This is a genomic window from Streptomyces sp. Tu 2975 (genome assembly GCF_009832925.1).
Taxonomy (GTDB): domain Bacteria; phylum Actinomycetota; class Actinomycetes; order Streptomycetales; family Streptomycetaceae; genus Streptomyces.
Map to the genome: position 1 here is coordinate 2,900,933 of NZ_CP047140.1, position 16,405 is coordinate 2,917,337.

Annotated in this window: 13 protein-coding genes, 1 pseudogene and 1 riboswitch; of the genes and pseudogenes, 6 read left to right on the forward strand and 8 right to left on the reverse strand. The window is 69.3% G+C overall.

The window, feature by feature from the left end; all coding sequences use genetic code 11:
- Window positions 1–70: 70 nt before the first annotated feature.
- From GLX30_RS12530 to GLX30_RS12545, 4 genes are all read right to left on the reverse strand, one after another.
- Window positions 71–1,606, reverse strand: coding sequence for a glycoside hydrolase family 3 protein (locus GLX30_RS12530; RefSeq protein ID WP_159687432.1), 1,536 nt, complete (start codon window positions 1,604–1,606; stop codon window positions 71–73).
- A gap of 9 nt (window positions 1,607–1,615) precedes the next feature.
- Entirely contained in the window at window positions 1,616–2,494 is an 879-nt protein-coding gene (locus tag GLX30_RS12535; RefSeq protein WP_159687436.1) for a carbohydrate ABC transporter permease, read from the reverse strand.
- Window positions 2,491–3,501, reverse strand: a complete 1,011-nt coding sequence (locus GLX30_RS12540; RefSeq protein WP_159687440.1) for a sugar ABC transporter permease — start codon at window positions 3,499–3,501, stop codon at window positions 2,491–2,493. Before GLX30_RS12540 ends, GLX30_RS12535 begins: the two co-directional genes overlap by 4 nt.
- A 130-nt stretch (window positions 3,502–3,631) precedes the next feature.
- Complete coding sequence (locus tag GLX30_RS12545; RefSeq protein WP_159687442.1) at window positions 3,632–4,936, reverse strand: sugar ABC transporter substrate-binding protein; 1,305 nt, start codon at window positions 4,934–4,936, stop codon at window positions 3,632–3,634.
- Window positions 4,937–5,242: 306 nt separating this feature from the next.
- Between GLX30_RS12545 and GLX30_RS12550 the strand changes: the two genes are divergently transcribed.
- From GLX30_RS12550 to GLX30_RS12575, 6 genes and pseudogenes are all read left to right on the forward strand, one after another.
- On the forward strand, window positions 5,243–6,007 hold the full coding sequence (locus GLX30_RS12550; RefSeq protein ID WP_005312149.1) for a GntR family transcriptional regulator: 765 nt from the start codon (window positions 5,243–5,245) through the stop codon (window positions 6,005–6,007).
- A 180-nt stretch (window positions 6,008–6,187) separates the two neighbouring features.
- Window positions 6,188–6,469, forward strand: coding sequence for a DUF3311 domain-containing protein (locus GLX30_RS12555; protein ID WP_159687445.1), 282 nt, complete (start codon window positions 6,188–6,190; stop codon window positions 6,467–6,469).
- Window positions 6,466–8,100: a sodium:solute symporter family protein gene (locus tag GLX30_RS12560; protein WP_159687447.1), complete on the forward strand. Its 1,635-nt coding sequence runs from the start codon at window positions 6,466–6,468 to the stop codon at window positions 8,098–8,100. The genes GLX30_RS12555 and GLX30_RS12560 overlap by 4 nt, the downstream gene beginning before the upstream one ends.
- A gap of 101 nt (window positions 8,101–8,201) precedes the next feature.
- The gene (locus GLX30_RS12565) at window positions 8,202–8,729 is read left to right on the forward strand and encodes a GNAT family N-acetyltransferase (protein WP_159687448.1); all 528 of its coding nucleotides are present in this window, start codon (window positions 8,202–8,204) and stop codon (window positions 8,727–8,729) included.
- A 23-nt stretch (window positions 8,730–8,752) separates the two neighbouring features.
- Window positions 8,753–8,886: riboswitch (cobalamin riboswitch) on the forward strand.
- Between the two features lie 130 nt (window positions 8,887–9,016).
- A pseudogene (locus tag GLX30_RS12570) lies at window positions 9,017–11,364 on the forward strand (ribonucleoside-diphosphate reductase subunit alpha).
- Entirely contained in the window at window positions 11,364–12,377 is a 1,014-nt protein-coding gene (locus GLX30_RS12575) for a ribonucleotide-diphosphate reductase subunit beta (protein WP_208545406.1), read from the forward strand. Before GLX30_RS12570 ends, GLX30_RS12575 begins: the two are co-directional and overlap by 1 nt.
- Before the next feature lie 79 nt (window positions 12,378–12,456).
- Here GLX30_RS12575 and GLX30_RS12580 read toward each other — a convergent pair whose 3' ends face one another.
- The 4 genes from GLX30_RS12580 to GLX30_RS12595 form a co-directional block, all read right to left on the reverse strand.
- Window positions 12,457–13,194, reverse strand: coding sequence for a D-Ala-D-Ala carboxypeptidase family metallohydrolase (locus GLX30_RS12580; RefSeq protein WP_159687451.1), 738 nt, complete (start codon window positions 13,192–13,194; stop codon window positions 12,457–12,459).
- Between the two features lie 165 nt (window positions 13,195–13,359).
- Entirely contained in the window at window positions 13,360–14,004 is a 645-nt protein-coding gene (gene def, locus GLX30_RS12585) for a peptide deformylase (RefSeq protein WP_159687453.1), read from the reverse strand.
- 82 nt (window positions 14,005–14,086) lie between these two features.
- A complete protein-coding gene (locus GLX30_RS12590; RefSeq protein ID WP_159687456.1) occupies window positions 14,087–15,067 on the reverse strand; it encodes a hypothetical protein in 981 nt (326 codons plus the stop codon).
- A 146-nt stretch (window positions 15,068–15,213) separates the two neighbouring features.
- Window positions 15,214–16,401 carry an HD domain-containing protein gene (locus tag GLX30_RS12595; protein WP_244258441.1) on the reverse strand — a complete coding sequence of 396 codons (1,188 nt, stop codon included), beginning with the start codon at window positions 16,399–16,401 and terminating at the stop codon, window positions 15,214–15,216.
- Between the last annotated feature and the right edge of the window lie 4 nt (window positions 16,402–16,405).

The following is a 16,405-nucleotide window of genomic DNA, read 5'->3' on the forward strand; positions in this document are numbered from 1 at the left end:
CAGGGTGCCGGGCGGCGACGCCGACGGCGCCGGCCCGGCACTGCACGGTCCACGCAGGTCCACTCCCGGCTCAGCGGCCGGCGATGACCTCCGCGGCGGCGCGCCCGCAGACGCGGGCGGCGCCATGGGTAGCGATGTGCAGGGCCCCCCTGGGTGCCGCCCGGTTCAGGCCCATCTCGACCACGACCGTGTCGGGACGGGCCGCGAGGAGCGCCTCGAGGGCGTCCGCCATCCACGGGTGGCGGTGGACGTCGCGAACCACAGCGACGATCCTACGGTCCGCCGCCGCCTCCAGCACATGTGACACCAATTCGGGCGTATCGCCCTCCTCGGCATACGTGCCGGTCTCCGTACCGGGCAGCAGAGCCGCCAGCTCCGCGGCCACACCCCATGGGGTCTCGTCCCCGACCGCAATGTTGGCGACAGGGGTCAAGGCAGCCACGTACGGGGCCTCGGTGACCGGCTCGTACGGCCGACCGCCCGGAGTGACCCGCACCGCGCGACGCGCCGCGACGAGACCGATGTCGGTGTCGGAGCCGGGCGCGGTCCCCTCCTGTGAAGCCGCGCCCGGCTCTGCTGCAGCCCCCCTGGCCCGCCGCGTCCAGTCCGCGAGGGCACGCACACGTGCCGCCGCGTCGGCCAGCCGCTCCTCGGGCAGGTCGCCGTTCCGCACCGCATTGACCAGCGCGTCGCGCAGTCGCAGTACGGTCTCCTCGTCGGCCAGGCCGCCACCGACGCAAATAGCGTCGGCACCGGCGGCGATCGCGAGGACCGAGCCGCGCTCGATGCCGTACGTGGACGAGATGGCCTGCATCTCCATGCCGTCCGTGACGATCAGGCCCTGGTAGCCCAGCTCCTCGCGCAGCAGACCGGTGAGGATCTGCGGGCTCAGCGTCGCGGGACGGTCGGGGTCGAGCGCGGGAAGTAGGATATGCGCGCTCATCACCGCTTTGGAACCCGCTGCGATGGCCGCGCGGAAAGGGACCAGCTCACGGGCGTGCAACGTGTCGAGATCCACATCGATACGGGGCGCCGCGTGGTGCGAGTCCACGTTGGTGTCGCCGTGCCCGGGGAAGTGCTTGGTGCACGCGGCCACGCCGGCGGCCTGCAGGCCCTCGACGTAGGCGACGGTGTGGCGGGCGGCCAGTGCGGTGTCGGCGCCGAACGAGCGCACACCGATGACCGGATTGTCCGGGTTGGAGTTGACGTCGGCGGACGGCGCCCAGTTGAGGTCCACCCCGCACTCGGCCAGCCGTCGCCCCAACTCGTGCGCCACGGCGCGGGTGAGGTCCACGTCGTCGACCAGGCCCAGCGCGTAATTGCCGGGGAACGAGGAGCCGGTGCGCACCTCGAGACGGGTGACGTCACCGCCCTCCTCGTCGATGGCGACCAGGACGTCGTCGCGCTCCGCCCGCAACCGGGCGGTGAGCGCGGCGAGCTGGCCGGGCGAGGAGATGTTGCGGCCGAACAGACCGACGGCGCAGAGCCCTTCGCCGATCTGCCGCAGCAGCCAGTCGGGCGCGGTGGTGCCGACGAAACCGGGCTGGAGGATGGTGAGCGCGTCGCGGGTCAGGGTGCCTGACGAGCCACGTACCAGAGTGGTCATGAGGTGGCGTTATCCCTTCACTGCGCCCGAGGTGAGCCCTGCGGCCATCTTCTTCTGGATGATCATGAAGAAGACGACGACGGGCAGTGCGATGAGCGTGGAGGCCGCCATCAGCGCGCCGTAGTCCGTTCCCCGCTCGGTGGTGAACGTCATCAGCCAGACGTTGAGCGTGTACTTGGAGTTGTCGTTGATCAGGATGTACGCGAAGAGGTACTCGTTCCAGGCGTTGACCAGGGCGAAGATGGAAGCCGCGGCGAGACCTGGGGCGAGCAGCGGGAAGATCACGCGGCGGAAGGCTCCCATGCGGGTGCAGCCGTCGACCATGGCGGACTCCTCGAGCTCCACCGGGATGTTCACCACGAACCCGCGGATCATGACGATCGCGAACGGCAGCGTGGAGACCAGGTAGACGACGATCAGGCCCCAGTACTCGTCGAGCCCGCCGATGGCGTTGAGCTGCGCGTAGATGGGAATGAGCATCGCGGTCGGCGGCAGCATCTGGACGAGGATCAGCACCATCAGCAGCGCCTTGCGGCCGAAGAAGCGGAACCGGCCGATGGCCAGGGCCGCCAGCGTGGCGATGATCATTCCGCCGACCACCGCGGTGACCGAGACGATGAGGCTCGACTGGACGGCGGTGGCGAAGTTCTCCTGCTTCACCGCGCGGGCGAAGTTGTCGAAGGTCAGCGACGAGGGCCAGAGGGTCTGGTCGTAGGACCGGATCTCATGGTTGGGCCGCAGGGCGCTGATGACGAGCCAGTACACCGGAAAGGCCATCACGACGGCGGTGAGCAGGCCGATGACGTCGTAGTGCCAGCGGGACTTCTTGCGGTCCGGCCTCAGGTCCTGTCCGGCGCCGGCCGGGGAGGGAGCGGTGGAGGTGCTCATTCGACCTCTCCTGTCTTCAGCAGCTGACGCAGGTAGTAGACGGCCACACCGGACAGCAGCAGAACGGTGATCAACGCGATCGCGGTGCCCTGGCTGAACGAGGTGGACTCGAAGGCCTTGGAGAACGAGTAGAGGCCGAGGGTCTCGTACTCGGGCTCCGGCTTGTTGCCGCGCAGCAGCCAGATCTGCCCGAAGACGTTGAAGTCCCAGATCACCGAGAGAGTGGCGACCATGGTGAAGACGGGGCGGATCACCGGCCAGGTGACGAAGCGGAACACGGCGGGCGCGTTCGCGCCGTCGAGGGCGGCGGCCTCCTCCAGCTCCTTGGGCACCTGGGTGAGGGCCGCGTACAGGGTGATGACCACGAAGGGGATGGCGCCCCAGACGACCAGCAGGGCGATGATGGCGAAGCCCTGTTTCGGGTCGAGGAACCAGTTGTGGCCGAGGAAGTCCTCGCCCACGACCTTGGCTATCAGGGTGTTGATGAGGCCGTAGTCGGAGTCGGAGAGCCAGCGGAAGATGGAGGCGGCCACCATCAGGGGCATCGACCAGGCTGCGACGAGCGCCGCCGTCAGGACCAGTCGCACCCAGGTGGTCAGCCGGGCCATCAGCAGGGCGAGCAGCAGACCGATGCCCATGGTCAGGCCCACGCAGACGACCATGAACACGACGGTGCGGCCGGTGACCGACCAGAACTCGCTGTCGCCCAGGATGTTGGTGAACTGCTCGAAGCCGACCCAGGGCGGCGATTCGCCGGTCCACAGCTCCTTGCGCCCCATGTCCTGGAAGGACATGATCACGGTCTTCGCCAGCGGGAAGGCGTAGACCGCGGCGACCGCTACGAGCGCCGGGAGGATCAGCAGGTACGGGAGAAGCTCTCCCTTCTTCCGCTTCTTCCGGCCGGAGCCGCTGATCCCCTTGTCGGGCGCCGGCCTGGGGCCGGTGCCTTTCGGGGCACGTGGTACGGGTACCGGCGGGCCGGCGGCCTTGGTGTCGGCGGCAGTCACGTGGCTGACCTTCCGTTTGTTCTTCTGCACCGAAAAGGGCGGGGGCGGGAGCCGCGTGGTGCGGTTCCCGCCCACCGCCTGGAGAGCCCGTCGGGCGTCCTCGGCGGGGCGCCGGGACGCCCGAGGCCCGTCAGGACTCCTGGTTGATCAGCTCGTTGATCTTGGCGTCGGCCGCCTTGGTGGCCGCTTCCACGGAGTCACCCTTGAGGATGGCCAGGAGCATGTTCTCCAGGACCTCCTCCTTCTCGATCGAGGTCCAGCCCGGGGCGATCGGGGTGAACCACGCGTCCGGGACGGCGTTGGCGATCGGAGCGGTCTCCGGCTTCGCCTTCAGCGGCTCCAGCTGCTTGGTGTTGTTCGGAAGGATGTTCTTGGAGGCGAGGACCTCCATGGACTTCTCGCTGGTGAAGAGCGAGATCCACTCCTCACCCAGGTCCGCGACCTTCGACTTGCTGGTCACCGCGAGGTCGGAGCCACCGATGAAGGAGGGCAGCGCCTTGCCGTTCGGGCCGGGCATGCCGGCCGTGAGGATCTTGCCCTCGAGCTTGGGGTTGCCGTTGTTCTTGCCGTCGATGACGGAGCCGGACTCCCAGCCGTTGCCGTAGAGAAGGGCGGCCTTCTCGTTGGCCATCACGTTGGCGTGGTCCTGCTCGTCCTTGGTCTGGTCGGCCTTGTTGTACTTCTTGACCAGGTCGATGAAGTGCTGGATGCCCTTCTGCGCCTCCGGGGAGGAGAGCGAGGCCTTCCACTCCTTGGAGCCCTCGTCGTACTCGGCGATCTTGCCGTCGTAGGCGGCCACGTAGGACATGGCGGCGTACCAGTAGCGGCCCGGCAGGTAGAGGGACGAGAAGCGCTTGTCCTTCTTGCCGTACTCGGCCGAGACCTTGTCCATCGCCGCCAGGAGCTCGTCCTCGGTCTCGGGCAGCTTGTCGGTGCCCGCGCCCTTCTTGAGCATCTCGGTGTTGTAGATGGCGACACGGGCGCCCGCGTAGTAGGGCACACAGAACTGCTTGCCCTCGAAGGAGCAGGTGTCCTTCAGGCCCTGGATCCAGGTGTCGGAGTTCTGGTACTTCTTCGGGTCGATCTCCGCGAGAGCGCCGTTGAGGATGTACTGCATCGTCTCGGTGTTGCCGAGCTCGACGACGTCGGGGAACTTGTCGCCACCGAGGGCCGTGTCGAGCTTCTTGGCCTTGTCCGCCCACTGCTGGTACTGGACGTCGACCTTCACGCCCGGGTACTTCTTGTTGAACTGCGCGTTGACGTCCTTGACCAGCTCGGGCCAGGTCGACTGGGCGTCGACCATCAGCCAGACGGTCAACGTCTCCTTGCGGTCCTTCGGGCTCTTCGCCGATTCACTGCCGCCGTCGGAACCACAGGCCGCGACCGAGGCCATCATGGCCGCCGCACCCACCGCTGCTACGAGCTTGCGCTTCACGCCACCCTCCTCAAAGGGATGCAAGAGTTACCCCCCCACCACCCGGGAGTCGCGCAGCACTTGACGGACGCGCGCCAGATTCTGCCGTGGGGCTGGGACCTGATCTTTAATGGTTTAGACCAGTACCCGGGAGCTTGGCCTAGACCTTTAGGGGTGTCAAGGGTGTATAAGAAGGGCTGTCGTGTCCGTTATCGGACCGACACCTGAGGGAGGGCGACGACCCGTTACCGGTCCGTGCCACCATGTGAGCCGCAGCAGACGGAGGAGCCGGTGACGGCAGGAGCACAGCAGTCGGGAAGGCGGGCCATGGCCATGGACGGGGGCGGCACAGAAGCCGAGGGCGGGGCGCAGACCCGCACCGCGCGCGTGCCCAAGTACTACCGGCTCAAGCGCCACTTGCTCGACATGACGGAGACCCTGCCGCCGGGCACACCGGTGCCGCCGGAACGGACGCTGGCCGCCGAGTTCGACACCTCCCGCACCACCGTCCGCCAGGCGCTCCAGGAGCTGGTCGTCGAGGGCCGGCTCGAACGCATCCAGGGCAAGGGCACCTTCGTCGCCAAGCCCAAGGTCTCCCAGGCGCTCCAGCTCACCTCGTACACCGAGGACATGCGCGCGCAGGGACTGGAGCCCACGTCTCAGCTGCTGGACATCGGATACGTCACAGCCGACGACACCCTGGCCGGACTGCTGGACATCGCGGCCGGCGGCCGGGTGCTGCGTATCGAGCGGCTGCGACTGGCGAGCGGTGAGCCGATGGCCATCGAGACCACGCACCTGTCCGCCAAGCGCTTCCCGGCGCTGCGCCGCAGCCTGGTCAAGTACACCTCGCTCTACACCGCGCTGGCGGAGGTCTACGACGTCCATCTCGCGGAGGCGGAGGAGACCATCGAGACCTCGCTGGCCACCCCGCGCGAAGCCGGTCTGCTCGGCACGGACGTCGGCCTGCCGATGCTGATGCTCTCCCGCCACTCGCTGGACGCCCAGGGAGAGCCGGTGGAATGGGTGCGCTCCGTCTACCGCGGCGACCGCTACAAGTTCGTCGCGAGGCTCCAGCGCCCCAACGACTGACCCCGGTTCCCTCTTCCGGCCGCATGGCACCGCAACTTGTTGCGGTGCCATGTCACGTTTTGCCCCCACCGGCCGGAAGTCGTTGCCGTACCGATATGCGGACCGGGGGTGACTCGGCGCGAACGGCTCGCCTAGATTTCCTGCCCATTACACAGGTGACCAGTAAGGGGACGGAGCCGCATGTCAGCAGTGCCCGAGGTGCCGGAAGCGCCTGAAGCGCCCGAAGCGAAAGCGCCGGTCGTCACACCGGTGCGTGTGATCATCGCCCTCTGTCTCGTCGCCCCGTTCGTGGCGATGCTCTGGGTCGGTTCGTACGCGAAGCTCGAACCCACGTTCATAGGCATGCCGTTCTTCTACTGGTACCAGATGCTCTGGGTCCTGATCTCCACGGCCCTGACGATGATCGCCTACAAGCTGTGGCAGCGTGACCAGCGCGCCCGCAAGGGGGGTGCGTCCCGATGAAGGACGGCGTGAACGGCGTAGCACTCGCCGTCTTCATCTTCTTCTTCCTGGCCGTGACGGTCATGGGCTTCCTGGCCTCGCGCTGGCGCAAGGCCGAGAACGAGAACAGCCTCGACGAATGGGGCCTCGGCGGACGGTCGTTCGGCACCTGGGTGACCTGGTTCCTGCTCGGCGGCGACCTCTACACCGCGTACACCTTCGTCGCCGTACCGGCGGCCATCTACGCGGCGGGGGCGGCCGGCTTCTTCGCCGTGCCGTACACGATCCTCGTCTACCCGCTGATCTTCACCTTCCTGCCACGGCTGTGGTCGGTGTCGCACAAGCACGGATACGTCACCACCTCGGACTTCGTCCGCGGACGCTTCGGTTCCAGGGGCCTGTCGCTGGCGGTCGCCGTCACCGGCATCCTCGCCACCATGCCGTACATCGCGCTCCAATTGGTCGGCATCCAGGCCGTGCTGGACGTCATGGGCGTGGGCGGCGGCGAGACCACGCACTGGTTCGTCAAGGACCTGCCGCTGCTGATCGCCTTCGGTGTCCTCGCGGCCTACACGTACTCCTCCGGACTGCGTGCCCCGGCGCTGATCGCCTTCGTCAAGGACACCCTGATCTACATCGTCATCGCGGTGGCGATCATCTACATCCCGATCAAGCTCGGCGGCTTCGACGAGATCTTCGCCAGCGCCGGCGAGAAGTTCGCGCAGATCAACCCGGCCACCGACAAGCCCAACGGCGCTCTGGTGCCCGGCGAGCTGGGCCAGTGGGGCTACGCCACGTTGGCGCTCGGTTCCGCGCTCGCCCTGTTCATGTATCCGCACTCGATCACGGCCACGCTCTCCTCGCGCAGCCGTGAGGTGATCCGCCGCAACACCACCATCCTGCCGCTGTACTCGCTGATGCTGGGCCTCCTGGCGCTGCTCGGCTTCATGGCGATCGCGGCCGGGGTGAACGTCAAGAACGGCCAGCTGGCGATCCCGCAGCTGTTCGAGAACATGTTCCCCGACTGGTTCGCGGGCGTCGCCTTCGCCGCCATCGGCATCGGCGCACTCGTCCCGGCGGCCATCATGTCGATCGCCGCGGCGAACCTGTTCACCCGCAACATCTACAAGGACTTCCTGAAGCCCGACGCGACGCCGGCGCAGGAGACCAAGGTCTCCAAGCTGGTCTCGCTGCTGGTGAAGGTCGGCGCGCTCGCCTTCGTCCTCACCATGGACAAGACGGTCGCGATCAACTTCCAGCTGCTGGGCGGCATCTGGATCCTCCAGACCTTCCCGGCGCTGGTGGGCGGTCTGTTCACCCGCTGGTTCCACCGGTGGGCGCTCATCGGCGGCTGGGCCGTCGGCATGATCTACGGCACCGCCGCCGCGTACGGCGTGGCCAGCCCGACCCAGAAGCACTTCGGCGGCTCGTCGGCGGAGATCCCGGGCATCGGCGAGATCGGCTACATCGGCCTCACCGCGTTCGTGCTGAACGTCGTCGTCACCGTGGTTCTCACCTTCGTCCTGCGGGCGGCCAAGGCCCCCGACGGCATCGACGAGACCAGCCCGTCCGACTACACGGCGGACGCGGGCGACCCGGGCGTCAAGGTCGAGCTGCCGCCGGCCACGGTGGGCGCTCCGGGCGGTCACTGACCGGTCGCACGGCGAGGGGCCGTCGCGTCTTCCGTCCGGGGTACCTCCCCGTCCGGGAAATGCGGCGGCCCTTCGCCGTGCCCTGATGCACACTGCCGGGCATGGACATCACCATCCGGAACATAGAACCCGGGGAGCACACGGCACTCGGAGAGTTGACCGCCGGCGCCTATCTCGACGGCGGGCTGCTGGCCCTCGGCGAGCAGGACCCGTACATCGAGGTGCTCCGCGACGTCGCGGGCCGCAACGCGCAGGCAGAGGTGTACGTCGCCGTCGACGCGCAGAACACGCTGCTCGGCGGTGTGGCGTTCGTCCCTGCCGGCGGACCGTTCGCCGACATCGCGGGACCTGGCGAGGCCGAGTTCCGGATGCTCGCCGTGGACGCCCGGGCACGCGGCCGCGGCGCCGGCGAGGCGCTGGTGCGCACCTGCGTGGAGCGGGCGAGAGCCACCCCGGGGTGTGTACGGCTGGTGCTGTCGACACAGCCCACGATGTACGCGGCTCACCGCATCTACGACCGGCTCGGCTTCGTGCGCACACCGGAACGGGACTGGGAACCGGTCCCGGGCCTCGTTTCGCTGCTGACGTACGCACTGGAGCTCCACCCGACCTCCCGACACAACATGTAGGGGCAGGCGCAGCAGCCCGCCCCCACATGTATGCTCATCTCGCTGTCGCCACAGGGGAATCCGGTGCGAATCCGGAACTGTCCCGCAACGGTGTGATCCGGTGCGCTTTGCCGTACCCGTTCGAGTCCGAGGACCTGTCGACGGCGCATCCGGTTCGACCGATCCGGATGCCCAGACGTCCGGGCCTCGCGGTTGGGCCGGTGGACGCCGTGCGCCGTGCTGCCCCGTCACGCGTGCCACGGCCCGCCCCCTCCGCCGGCCCAGAGCCGAGCGAGGGAGAGCATCACATGACCATCGCGCCAGCCGATCCGGTCTCAGCGACGGAGAACGACGGCCCCGGGACCGCGCTGCTGCGGACCTTGACGGACCTGACGGCGGACCTGCCCGACACCGACCCGGGCAAGGTCGCCGCCGCCGCGCTGCGCGGCCGCAACGCCGGGTCCGACGCGGCAGAGCTGCACTCCCTCGCCGCCGAAGCGGCCGCGGGCCTCATCTCGGACGACCCCGCCTACTCCCGGCTCGCCGCACGTCTGCTGACCCGCACGATCGCCGAAGAGGCGGCCGGGCAGGGCGCTTCCTCGTTCACCGCCTCGGTCGCCACCGGTCACCGCGAGGGACTGATCGCCGACCGCACGGCCGCCTTCGTGGCACTGCACGCCGCCCGGCTCGACGCGCTGATCGACCTCGAGGCCGACGACCGCTTCGGCTACTTCGGCCTGCGCACCCTCTACAGCCGCTACCTGCTGCGCCACCCGATCACCCGCCAGGTCGTCGAGACGCCCCAGCACTTCATGCTCCGCGTCGCCTGCGGGCTCGCCGAGGACGACTCGCCGCGCGCCCTGGAGGAGGTCGCGGCGCTGTACCGCCTGATGAGCCGGCTGGACTACCTCCCTTCCTCCCCCACTCTCTTCAACTCCGGCACCCGCCACCCCCAGATGTCGTCCTGCTACCTGCTGGACTCTCCGCTGGACGAACTCGACTCGATCTACGACCGCTACCACCAGGTCGCGCGCCTTTCCAAGCACGCGGGCGGCATCGGGCTGTCGTACTCCCGTATCCGCGCCCGCGGTTCACTGATCCGCGGCACAAACGGGCACTCCAACGGCATCGTCCCGTTCCTGAAGACCCTCGACGCCTCGGTCGCCGCAGTGAACCAGGGCGGTCGCCGCAAGGGGGCCGCCGCCGTCTACCTGGAGACCTGGCACGCGGACATCGAGGAGTTCCTCGAACTGCGCGACAACACCGGTGAGGACGCCCGCCGTACGCACAACCTGAACCTGGCGCACTGGATCCCGGACGAGTTCATGCGCCGCGTCGAGGCGGACGCCGAGTGGTCGCTGTTCTCCCCGGTCGACGTCCCGGAGCTGGTCGACCTGTGGGGCGAGGCCTTCGACGCGGCCTACCGCCGGGCGGAGGCCGCGGGACTGGCCCGCAGGTCCGTTCCCGCGCGTGACCTCTACGGCCGGATGATGCGCACCCTCGCCCAGACCGGCAACGGCTGGATGACCTTCAAGGACGCGTCCAACCGCACCGCGAACCAGACCGCGGAGCCGGGCCGGGTCGTGCACTCCTCCAACCTGTGCACGGAGATCCTCGAGGTCACGGACGACGGCGAGACGGCCGTGTGCAACCTCGGCTCCGTGAACCTCGGCGCGTTCGTCAGCGGCGACGGCATCGACTGGGAGCGGCTGGACGCCACCGTCCGCACGGCCGTCACCTTCCTCGACCGCGTCGTCGACATCAACTTCTACCCGACGGAGCAGGCCGGGCGGTCCAACGCCAGGTGGCGCCCGGTGGGCCTGGGCGTGATGGGTCTGCAGGACGTCTTCTTCAAGCTGCGGCTGCCCTTCGACTCGGCGGAGGCCAGGGCCCTTTCCACGAAGATCGCCGAGCGGATCATGCTCGCGGCCTACGAGGCCTCGTGCGATCTCGCGGAGCGCAACGGGCCGCTGCCGGCCTGGGCCGGGACCCGCACGGCACGCGGCGTGCTGCACCCCGACCACTACGACACGACGCTGAACTGGCCGGAGCGCTGGGAGGCGCTGCGTGCCCGGATCGCCGACGTCGGCATGCGCAACTCGCTGCTCCTCGCCATCGCGCCGACCGCGACCATCGCCTCGATCGCCGGTGTCTACGAGTGCATCGAGCCGCAGGTCTCCAACCTCTTCAAGCGCGAGACGCTCAGCGGCGAGTTCCTCCAGGTCAACTCCTACCTGGTGGACGACCTGAAGCGGCTCGGCGTCTGGGACGCGCAGACGCGTGAGGCGCTGCGCGAGGCGAGCGGCTCGGTGCAGGGCTTCACCTGGGTGCCGGAGGAGATCCGTGCGCTGTACCGCACCGCCTGGGAGATCCCCAGCGCGGGCTGATCGACATGGCTGCCGCCCGTACGCCGTTCCTGGACCAGAGCCAGTCCTTGAACCTGTTCCTCGAGACGCCGACGATCGGCAAGCTCAGCTCGATGTACGCGTACGCGTGGAAGCAGGGCCTGAAGACCACGTACTACCTGCGCTCGCGCCCGGCGACCAGGATCGCGCGCGCCGCGTCGGCCGCCGTCCCGGTCCCCGCACAGGTGACGCCCGAGGATGCCGTCGCCTGCTCCCTGGAAAACCCCGAGTCCTGCGAGGCCTGCCAGTAATGAGCTCCACCACCAAGAACCTTCTCGACCCGGGCTTCGAACTCACTCTCCGGCCCATGCGCTACCCGGACTTCTACGAGCGCTACCGGGACGCCATCAAGAACACCTGGACGGTGGAGGAGGTCGACCTGCACTCGGACGTGGCCGACCTGGCCAAGCTCTCCCCGGGTGAGCAGCACATGATCGGCCGGCTGGTCGCGTTCTTCGCGACGGGTGACTCGATCGTGGCGAACAACCTCGTGCTGACGCTCTACAAGCACATCAACTCCCCCGAGGCTCGGCTGTATCTGTCGCGGCAGCTGTTCGAGGAGGCCGTCCACGTCCAGTTCTATCTGACGCTGCTCGACACCTATCTCCCCGACCCCGAGGACCGGGCGGCGGCCTTCGCGGCGGTCGAGAACATCCCGTCCATCAAGGAGAAGGCCTCGTTCTGCTTCAAGTGGATGGACTCGGTCGAGAGCGTCGACCGTCTCGAGTCCCGGGCGGACCGCCGCCGCTTCCTGCTCAACCTGATCTGCTTCGCGGCGTGCATCGAGGGCCTGTTGTTCTACGGCGCCTTCGCGTACGTCTACTGGTTCCGCTCCCGCGGTCTGCTGCACGGACTGGCCACCGGCACCAACTGGGTGTTCCGGGACGAGACGATGCACATGAACTTCGCCTTCGAGGTCGTGGACACCGTCCGCAAGGAGGAGCCGGACCTCTTCGACGACGAACTGCGGCAACAGGTCACCGACATGCTGAAGGAAGCGGTCGAGGCGGAGCTCCAGTTCGGCCGTGACCTGTGCGGTGAGGGACTGCCGGGCATGAACACCGAGTCGATGCGCGAGTACCTCCAGTGCGTCGCCGACCAGCGGCTCACCCGCCTCGGCTTCGCCCCGGTGTACGGCTCGCAGAACCCGTTCTCCTTCATGGAGTTGCAGGGGGTCCAGGAGCTGACCAACTTCTTCGAGCGCCGCCCGTCCGCCTACCAGGTGGCGGTCGAGGGGTCGGTCGCGTTCGACGACGACTTCTGACCGTCCGAGCGCCGCTCGGGAAGGCAGCGGCCCGCGTCTCTCACGGGGGGATGCGCGGGCCGCTTCGTTCTCCGGTGCCTCAGATGCCGCAGCTCGGTGCGGACCAGAAGCGGCTGCCGCGGTGATCGAGGTGCGTGTGGTCGTTGTGGCCGGGATAGCCCGGGCCGAGGATCCCGTTGAAGCCGTGGTTACGGGCCTGCTGGGCCAGCTTGCACAGCGAGTGCGGTCCGGCGCCCAGGTCGGCCGCGTCGCCGTAGAGGTGGCGGCTGCCGGATGCGCCGCCGACCGCGCTGTTGCAGGAGTACGACCGGAAGCCGCTGGTCACGGTGATGGGGCGGTCCCCCAGGGCGTGTCGCAGGGCCTCCAGCTTCCACATCGTCCGCAGCGCGTTGGCCTTGGCGGTCGCCGCGCTCACCGCGCCACCGGACCAGGTGGAGTTGCAGCGGTTGAGTTCGGCGTAGCTGAAGTGGACCGGTGTGCAGTCGCCGTCCTGGAGGGCGTAGATCTTGCTGAAGGTGGCGGGGCCGGCGACGCCGTCGGCGGCGAGGCCGTAGGCGGACTGGAAGCGCTTGACGGCGGCGGTGGTGGCCGGCCCGTAGGAGCCGTCGACGGCGAGCACGGCGCCGTAGCCCGGGTAGCCGGACATGCGGATCTGGAGCTGGCTGACGTCGGAGCCGGAAGCCCCCTGGGAGAGGGTGCGTGACCAGGTGTAGCAGTCGTCGGCCTGGGCGCTTCCGGCGGTCGCGACGACCCCTCCCAGACCGGCCACCATGAGCATGACAATCGACAGCAGCACTCGTGCGGTACGTCTGAACATCGAGCCTCCATACCGGGTGGGGACGGTGCAACCGCAGAGACTGACGGGCCGTTCCACGCGCGTCAACCACGCCTGAGCAGGCGTCATTTGTCCGCCCAATGACGCCCGCGCGAACAGCGACGGCCCCGCTCGCGGCGAGTGGGGCCGGCGGGCGTGCGGCGGGGTTCAGTCGTTGGGGACGACCTCGTAACGCGGGGTGCCCTCCGCCATCTGCCGCAGCGCGTCCTTGCGCTCACGCTTGGAGAGACGGTCGATGTACAGGTATCCGTACAGGTGATCGGTCTCGTGCTGCAGGCAGCGGGCGAAGTAGCCGGTGCCCCGCACCTTGATCGGGTCGCCCTGCGCGTCCTGGCCGCGGACCACCGCGTAGTCGGGACGGGCCAGCGAGGCGTACGCCGTCGGTACGGAGAGGCAGCCCTCGTTGGAGTCGTCGAGGACGCGCTCCTCCGGCGGCAGCTCCTCCAGGACCGGGTTGCACACCACACCGGTGTGCCGTACGCCCTCGTCGTCGGGGCAGTCGTAGACGAACACCTTCAGGTCGACACCGATCTGGTTGGCGGCCAGCCCCACGCCCTCAGCCGTCTTCTGGCTGGCGAACATGTCGTCGATGAGGGCGGCGAGCTTGTCGTCGAACTCGGTGACGTCCTTGCACTCCTTGTGGAGCACGGGATTCCCGACGACCGTGATCGGGCGCGAGGTGCCGCGCTCGCGGTACGCCAGCTCACGCTCCTCGCAGTTCTCCGTGTCCACGAGGAAACCCTCCTCGTCGACCCGCTGGTCCGTCCCCTGCTGCGACTGCTGCGACGCCATGTCAGCCTCTGCGCCCTTCTCAGTACCCGACCATGGCCCGATGCCCGGTCACTCACGTGTCCGTACAGCCTACGGGCAGTCGTCAGCAGACTTCCTCGAGATCCCGCCACTCCCGGGAGTCCGGGCTGTCGGCGACCCAGCCGTCGAGCAGGCCCCGTACCAGTCCGGCGGGCGCCGCTATGCCGCACTCGCGCTCCGGCGACCAGAGATCGCCACCCGTGCGGTGCCCCAGCGGTCCCGGGTGGCCCGGCTCGCTGTGGTCGTGCGGATCGAGGTGCTCCCCCTCGCCCTCCGCGCTCGGCATGCTTCCCTCGGAACAGGCCCGGCACAGCAGCCGCACCGACGAGGACCAGTCCTCCGCGGCGAAGCCGGCGTCCGCCGCCAGGCGCTCCAGGGCGTCCCGGTCGGTTTCCGTCGCCGCCTCCAGAAGGACCACCCAGGTCGGGACGGGAGAGGGCGCCCAGAGCTCGATCTCGTCGAAGACCGGGAAGGACGGCCCTGCGGTCGTGGTGCGCTCGCCGTTCGGGACGCCGTCGTGCAGCACGACCTCTCCCCAGCGCCGCCCGGACGACGGCAGCGGGATGGAGAGCACCTCTATCCGTGCCGGGTCGAGCCTGCGGCCCCACACCACCTCGGCCTCGCCCTCCGGCGAGAGCCGCACCGCGGCGCTGCCCAGGTCCATGCCGACGGGCTCGCCGTTCGCCGCGGCCGCCCCGGGGACCTTCAGGCCGTACGCCTGCCAGGCGCGGCGGGCCAGCGGCCAGTCCTGGAGGGCGGTGGCGGCGATGCCGACGTTCCACCAGTCCGGGGCGCCCGTCTCCTTGTCCAGCAGCGCGACCGCCCGCAGCCCCGCGGCGCGGGCCTGCTCCCAGTCGTGCCGGAACTTGTGCAGCAGCGCCAGATTGAACCAGGACTCCGAGAGCCACGGTTCAAGATCCGCCGCCCGCGTCAGCAGCGCGCCCGCGTCCTCGTACCGGCCGTCGCCGATCAGCGTGAACGCGCGGTCCGTGGCCTGCCGCCAAGAGGCGGAGGGCCGATGCCGTACCTTCCCGAAGATCCTCACGATTCCCGCCTGCCGGTCGCTCGGGGCACTGCCCGGACGCATGACTGTCTGCCTGCTTCTGTGCCTTCTTTCGCATCCAACCATGCCCGGTCGCAGGCTCGCTCATTACCCATGGGTTACCCCGTGGGGACAGGGACCGGACCGCCTCACACCAGGACTCTGCCCAGGACTCTGGCCAGGGATTCGACCACCTCGGGCTGGTAGTCGTGCCCTGTGCCGAGCCTCAGCTGCTCCAGTGCGGCCAGCGCCCCGCCCGCTCTGCTTCCGCTGCCCCCGGCCAGGTCGTCGTATGCGTTGACGGCGCGCACGATCCTGGCGGCCAGGGGCTGGTCCCGGTACGGGTCGGCCTGCTGTTCCACGACGGCGGCCACGGCCGCCGGGACGCCGGTGCGCCGGACCACGGCTCCGCCGAGCAGCGCGATACGACGCTGCTCGGCCGACGGCAGCGAAGCGGTGGCACCGTCCGGTACGGGATCGACGAGGGACAGCTGCCCGATGTCGTGCATCAGCGCCGCGTACTCCAGCAAGGTCAGATCGGGCCCGGACAGACCCATCTCCCGTCCGACGGCCACGCTGAGCTCCGCGACCCGGCGGGCGTGGCCCTGCCGGGTGTAGCCGGCGACCTCCGTGGCGCGGGCGAGGGAGGCGATCGTCTGCCCGTAGGTGGCGCGCACGGCCGCGTACCGCCGGAAGGACAGCTGGGTGAGCAGCAGCGGCACACAGAACACCGGCAGGGCCCACAGGCCCGCGACGGCCACCGCCAGGGCCATGACCGCGCCGGTCGCACCGACGGCGGAGCCGATACCCGGCAGCGCCCGCAGCTCGTCCCGCAGCAGCGGCCCGAAGGGGTGGCCGGTGTGGGCGCGCAGCATGACGGCGGCCAGCACGGCGTCGCACAGCGCGGTCAGCACCAGCAGGACCAGCAGGAAGAGGGCGTAGTAGGGGCCCTGCCCGAGCCACAGACCCAACTCGCCGGAGACGTACAGCGGCTGGAAGCACACCGCGGTGAACCCGACCGTCAGCACCCGCCGTGCCACATGGTCGAGCGCGGGTCCCTGCCCCCGGGCGACGTGCGGCACGGCGCCGACGAGTGCGCCCGCGACGACGACGGCGACGACCTGGAAGGCCCCGTGCCCCGTCGGCTCCCCGGCGCACTCGCCGAGCAGTGCGTACGCCAGCGCGCCCGCGGCCCCGAGGGGGGCCGGCTCCCTCTCCCCGGGGACCGCTCCCCACCGGGCGAGCTCCCCGACGGCGATGAACGCGCCGAAGGCGAGGGCGTTCGCGGGCTGTGCCACCCCGTGGGACACGACCCACGCGAGAGCGGCCGCGGTCACCGCG

Excerpts from the sequence above, each read along its gene's own strand:
- GLX30_RS12555 (WP_159687445.1), top strand. The coding sequence starts at position 6,188 with ATGTCAGCAGTGCCCGAGGTGCCGGAAGCGCCTGAAGCGCCCGAAGCG.
- GLX30_RS12530 (WP_159687432.1), bottom strand. The coding sequence starts at position 1,606 with ATGACCACTCTGGTACGTGGCTCGTCAGGCACCCTGACCCGCGACGCG.
- GLX30_RS12575 (WP_208545406.1), top strand. The coding sequence starts at position 11,364 with ATGAGCTCCACCACCAAGAACCTTCTCGACCCGGGCTTCGAACTCACT.
- GLX30_RS12580 (WP_159687451.1), bottom strand. The coding sequence starts at position 13,194 with ATGTTCAGACGTACCGCACGAGTGCTGCTGTCGATTGTCATGCTCATG.
- GLX30_RS12535 (WP_159687436.1), bottom strand. The coding sequence starts at position 2,494 with ATGAGCACCTCCACCGCTCCCTCCCCGGCCGGCGCCGGACAGGACCTG.
- GLX30_RS12550 (WP_005312149.1), top strand. The coding sequence starts at position 5,243 with ATGGCCATGGACGGGGGCGGCACAGAAGCCGAGGGCGGGGCGCAGACC.
- GLX30_RS12560 (WP_159687447.1), top strand. The coding sequence starts at position 6,466 with ATGAAGGACGGCGTGAACGGCGTAGCACTCGCCGTCTTCATCTTCTTC.
- def (WP_159687453.1), bottom strand. The coding sequence starts at position 14,004 with ATGGCGTCGCAGCAGTCGCAGCAGGGGACGGACCAGCGGGTCGACGAG.
- GLX30_RS12565 (WP_159687448.1), top strand. The coding sequence starts at position 8,202 with ATGGACATCACCATCCGGAACATAGAACCCGGGGAGCACACGGCACTC.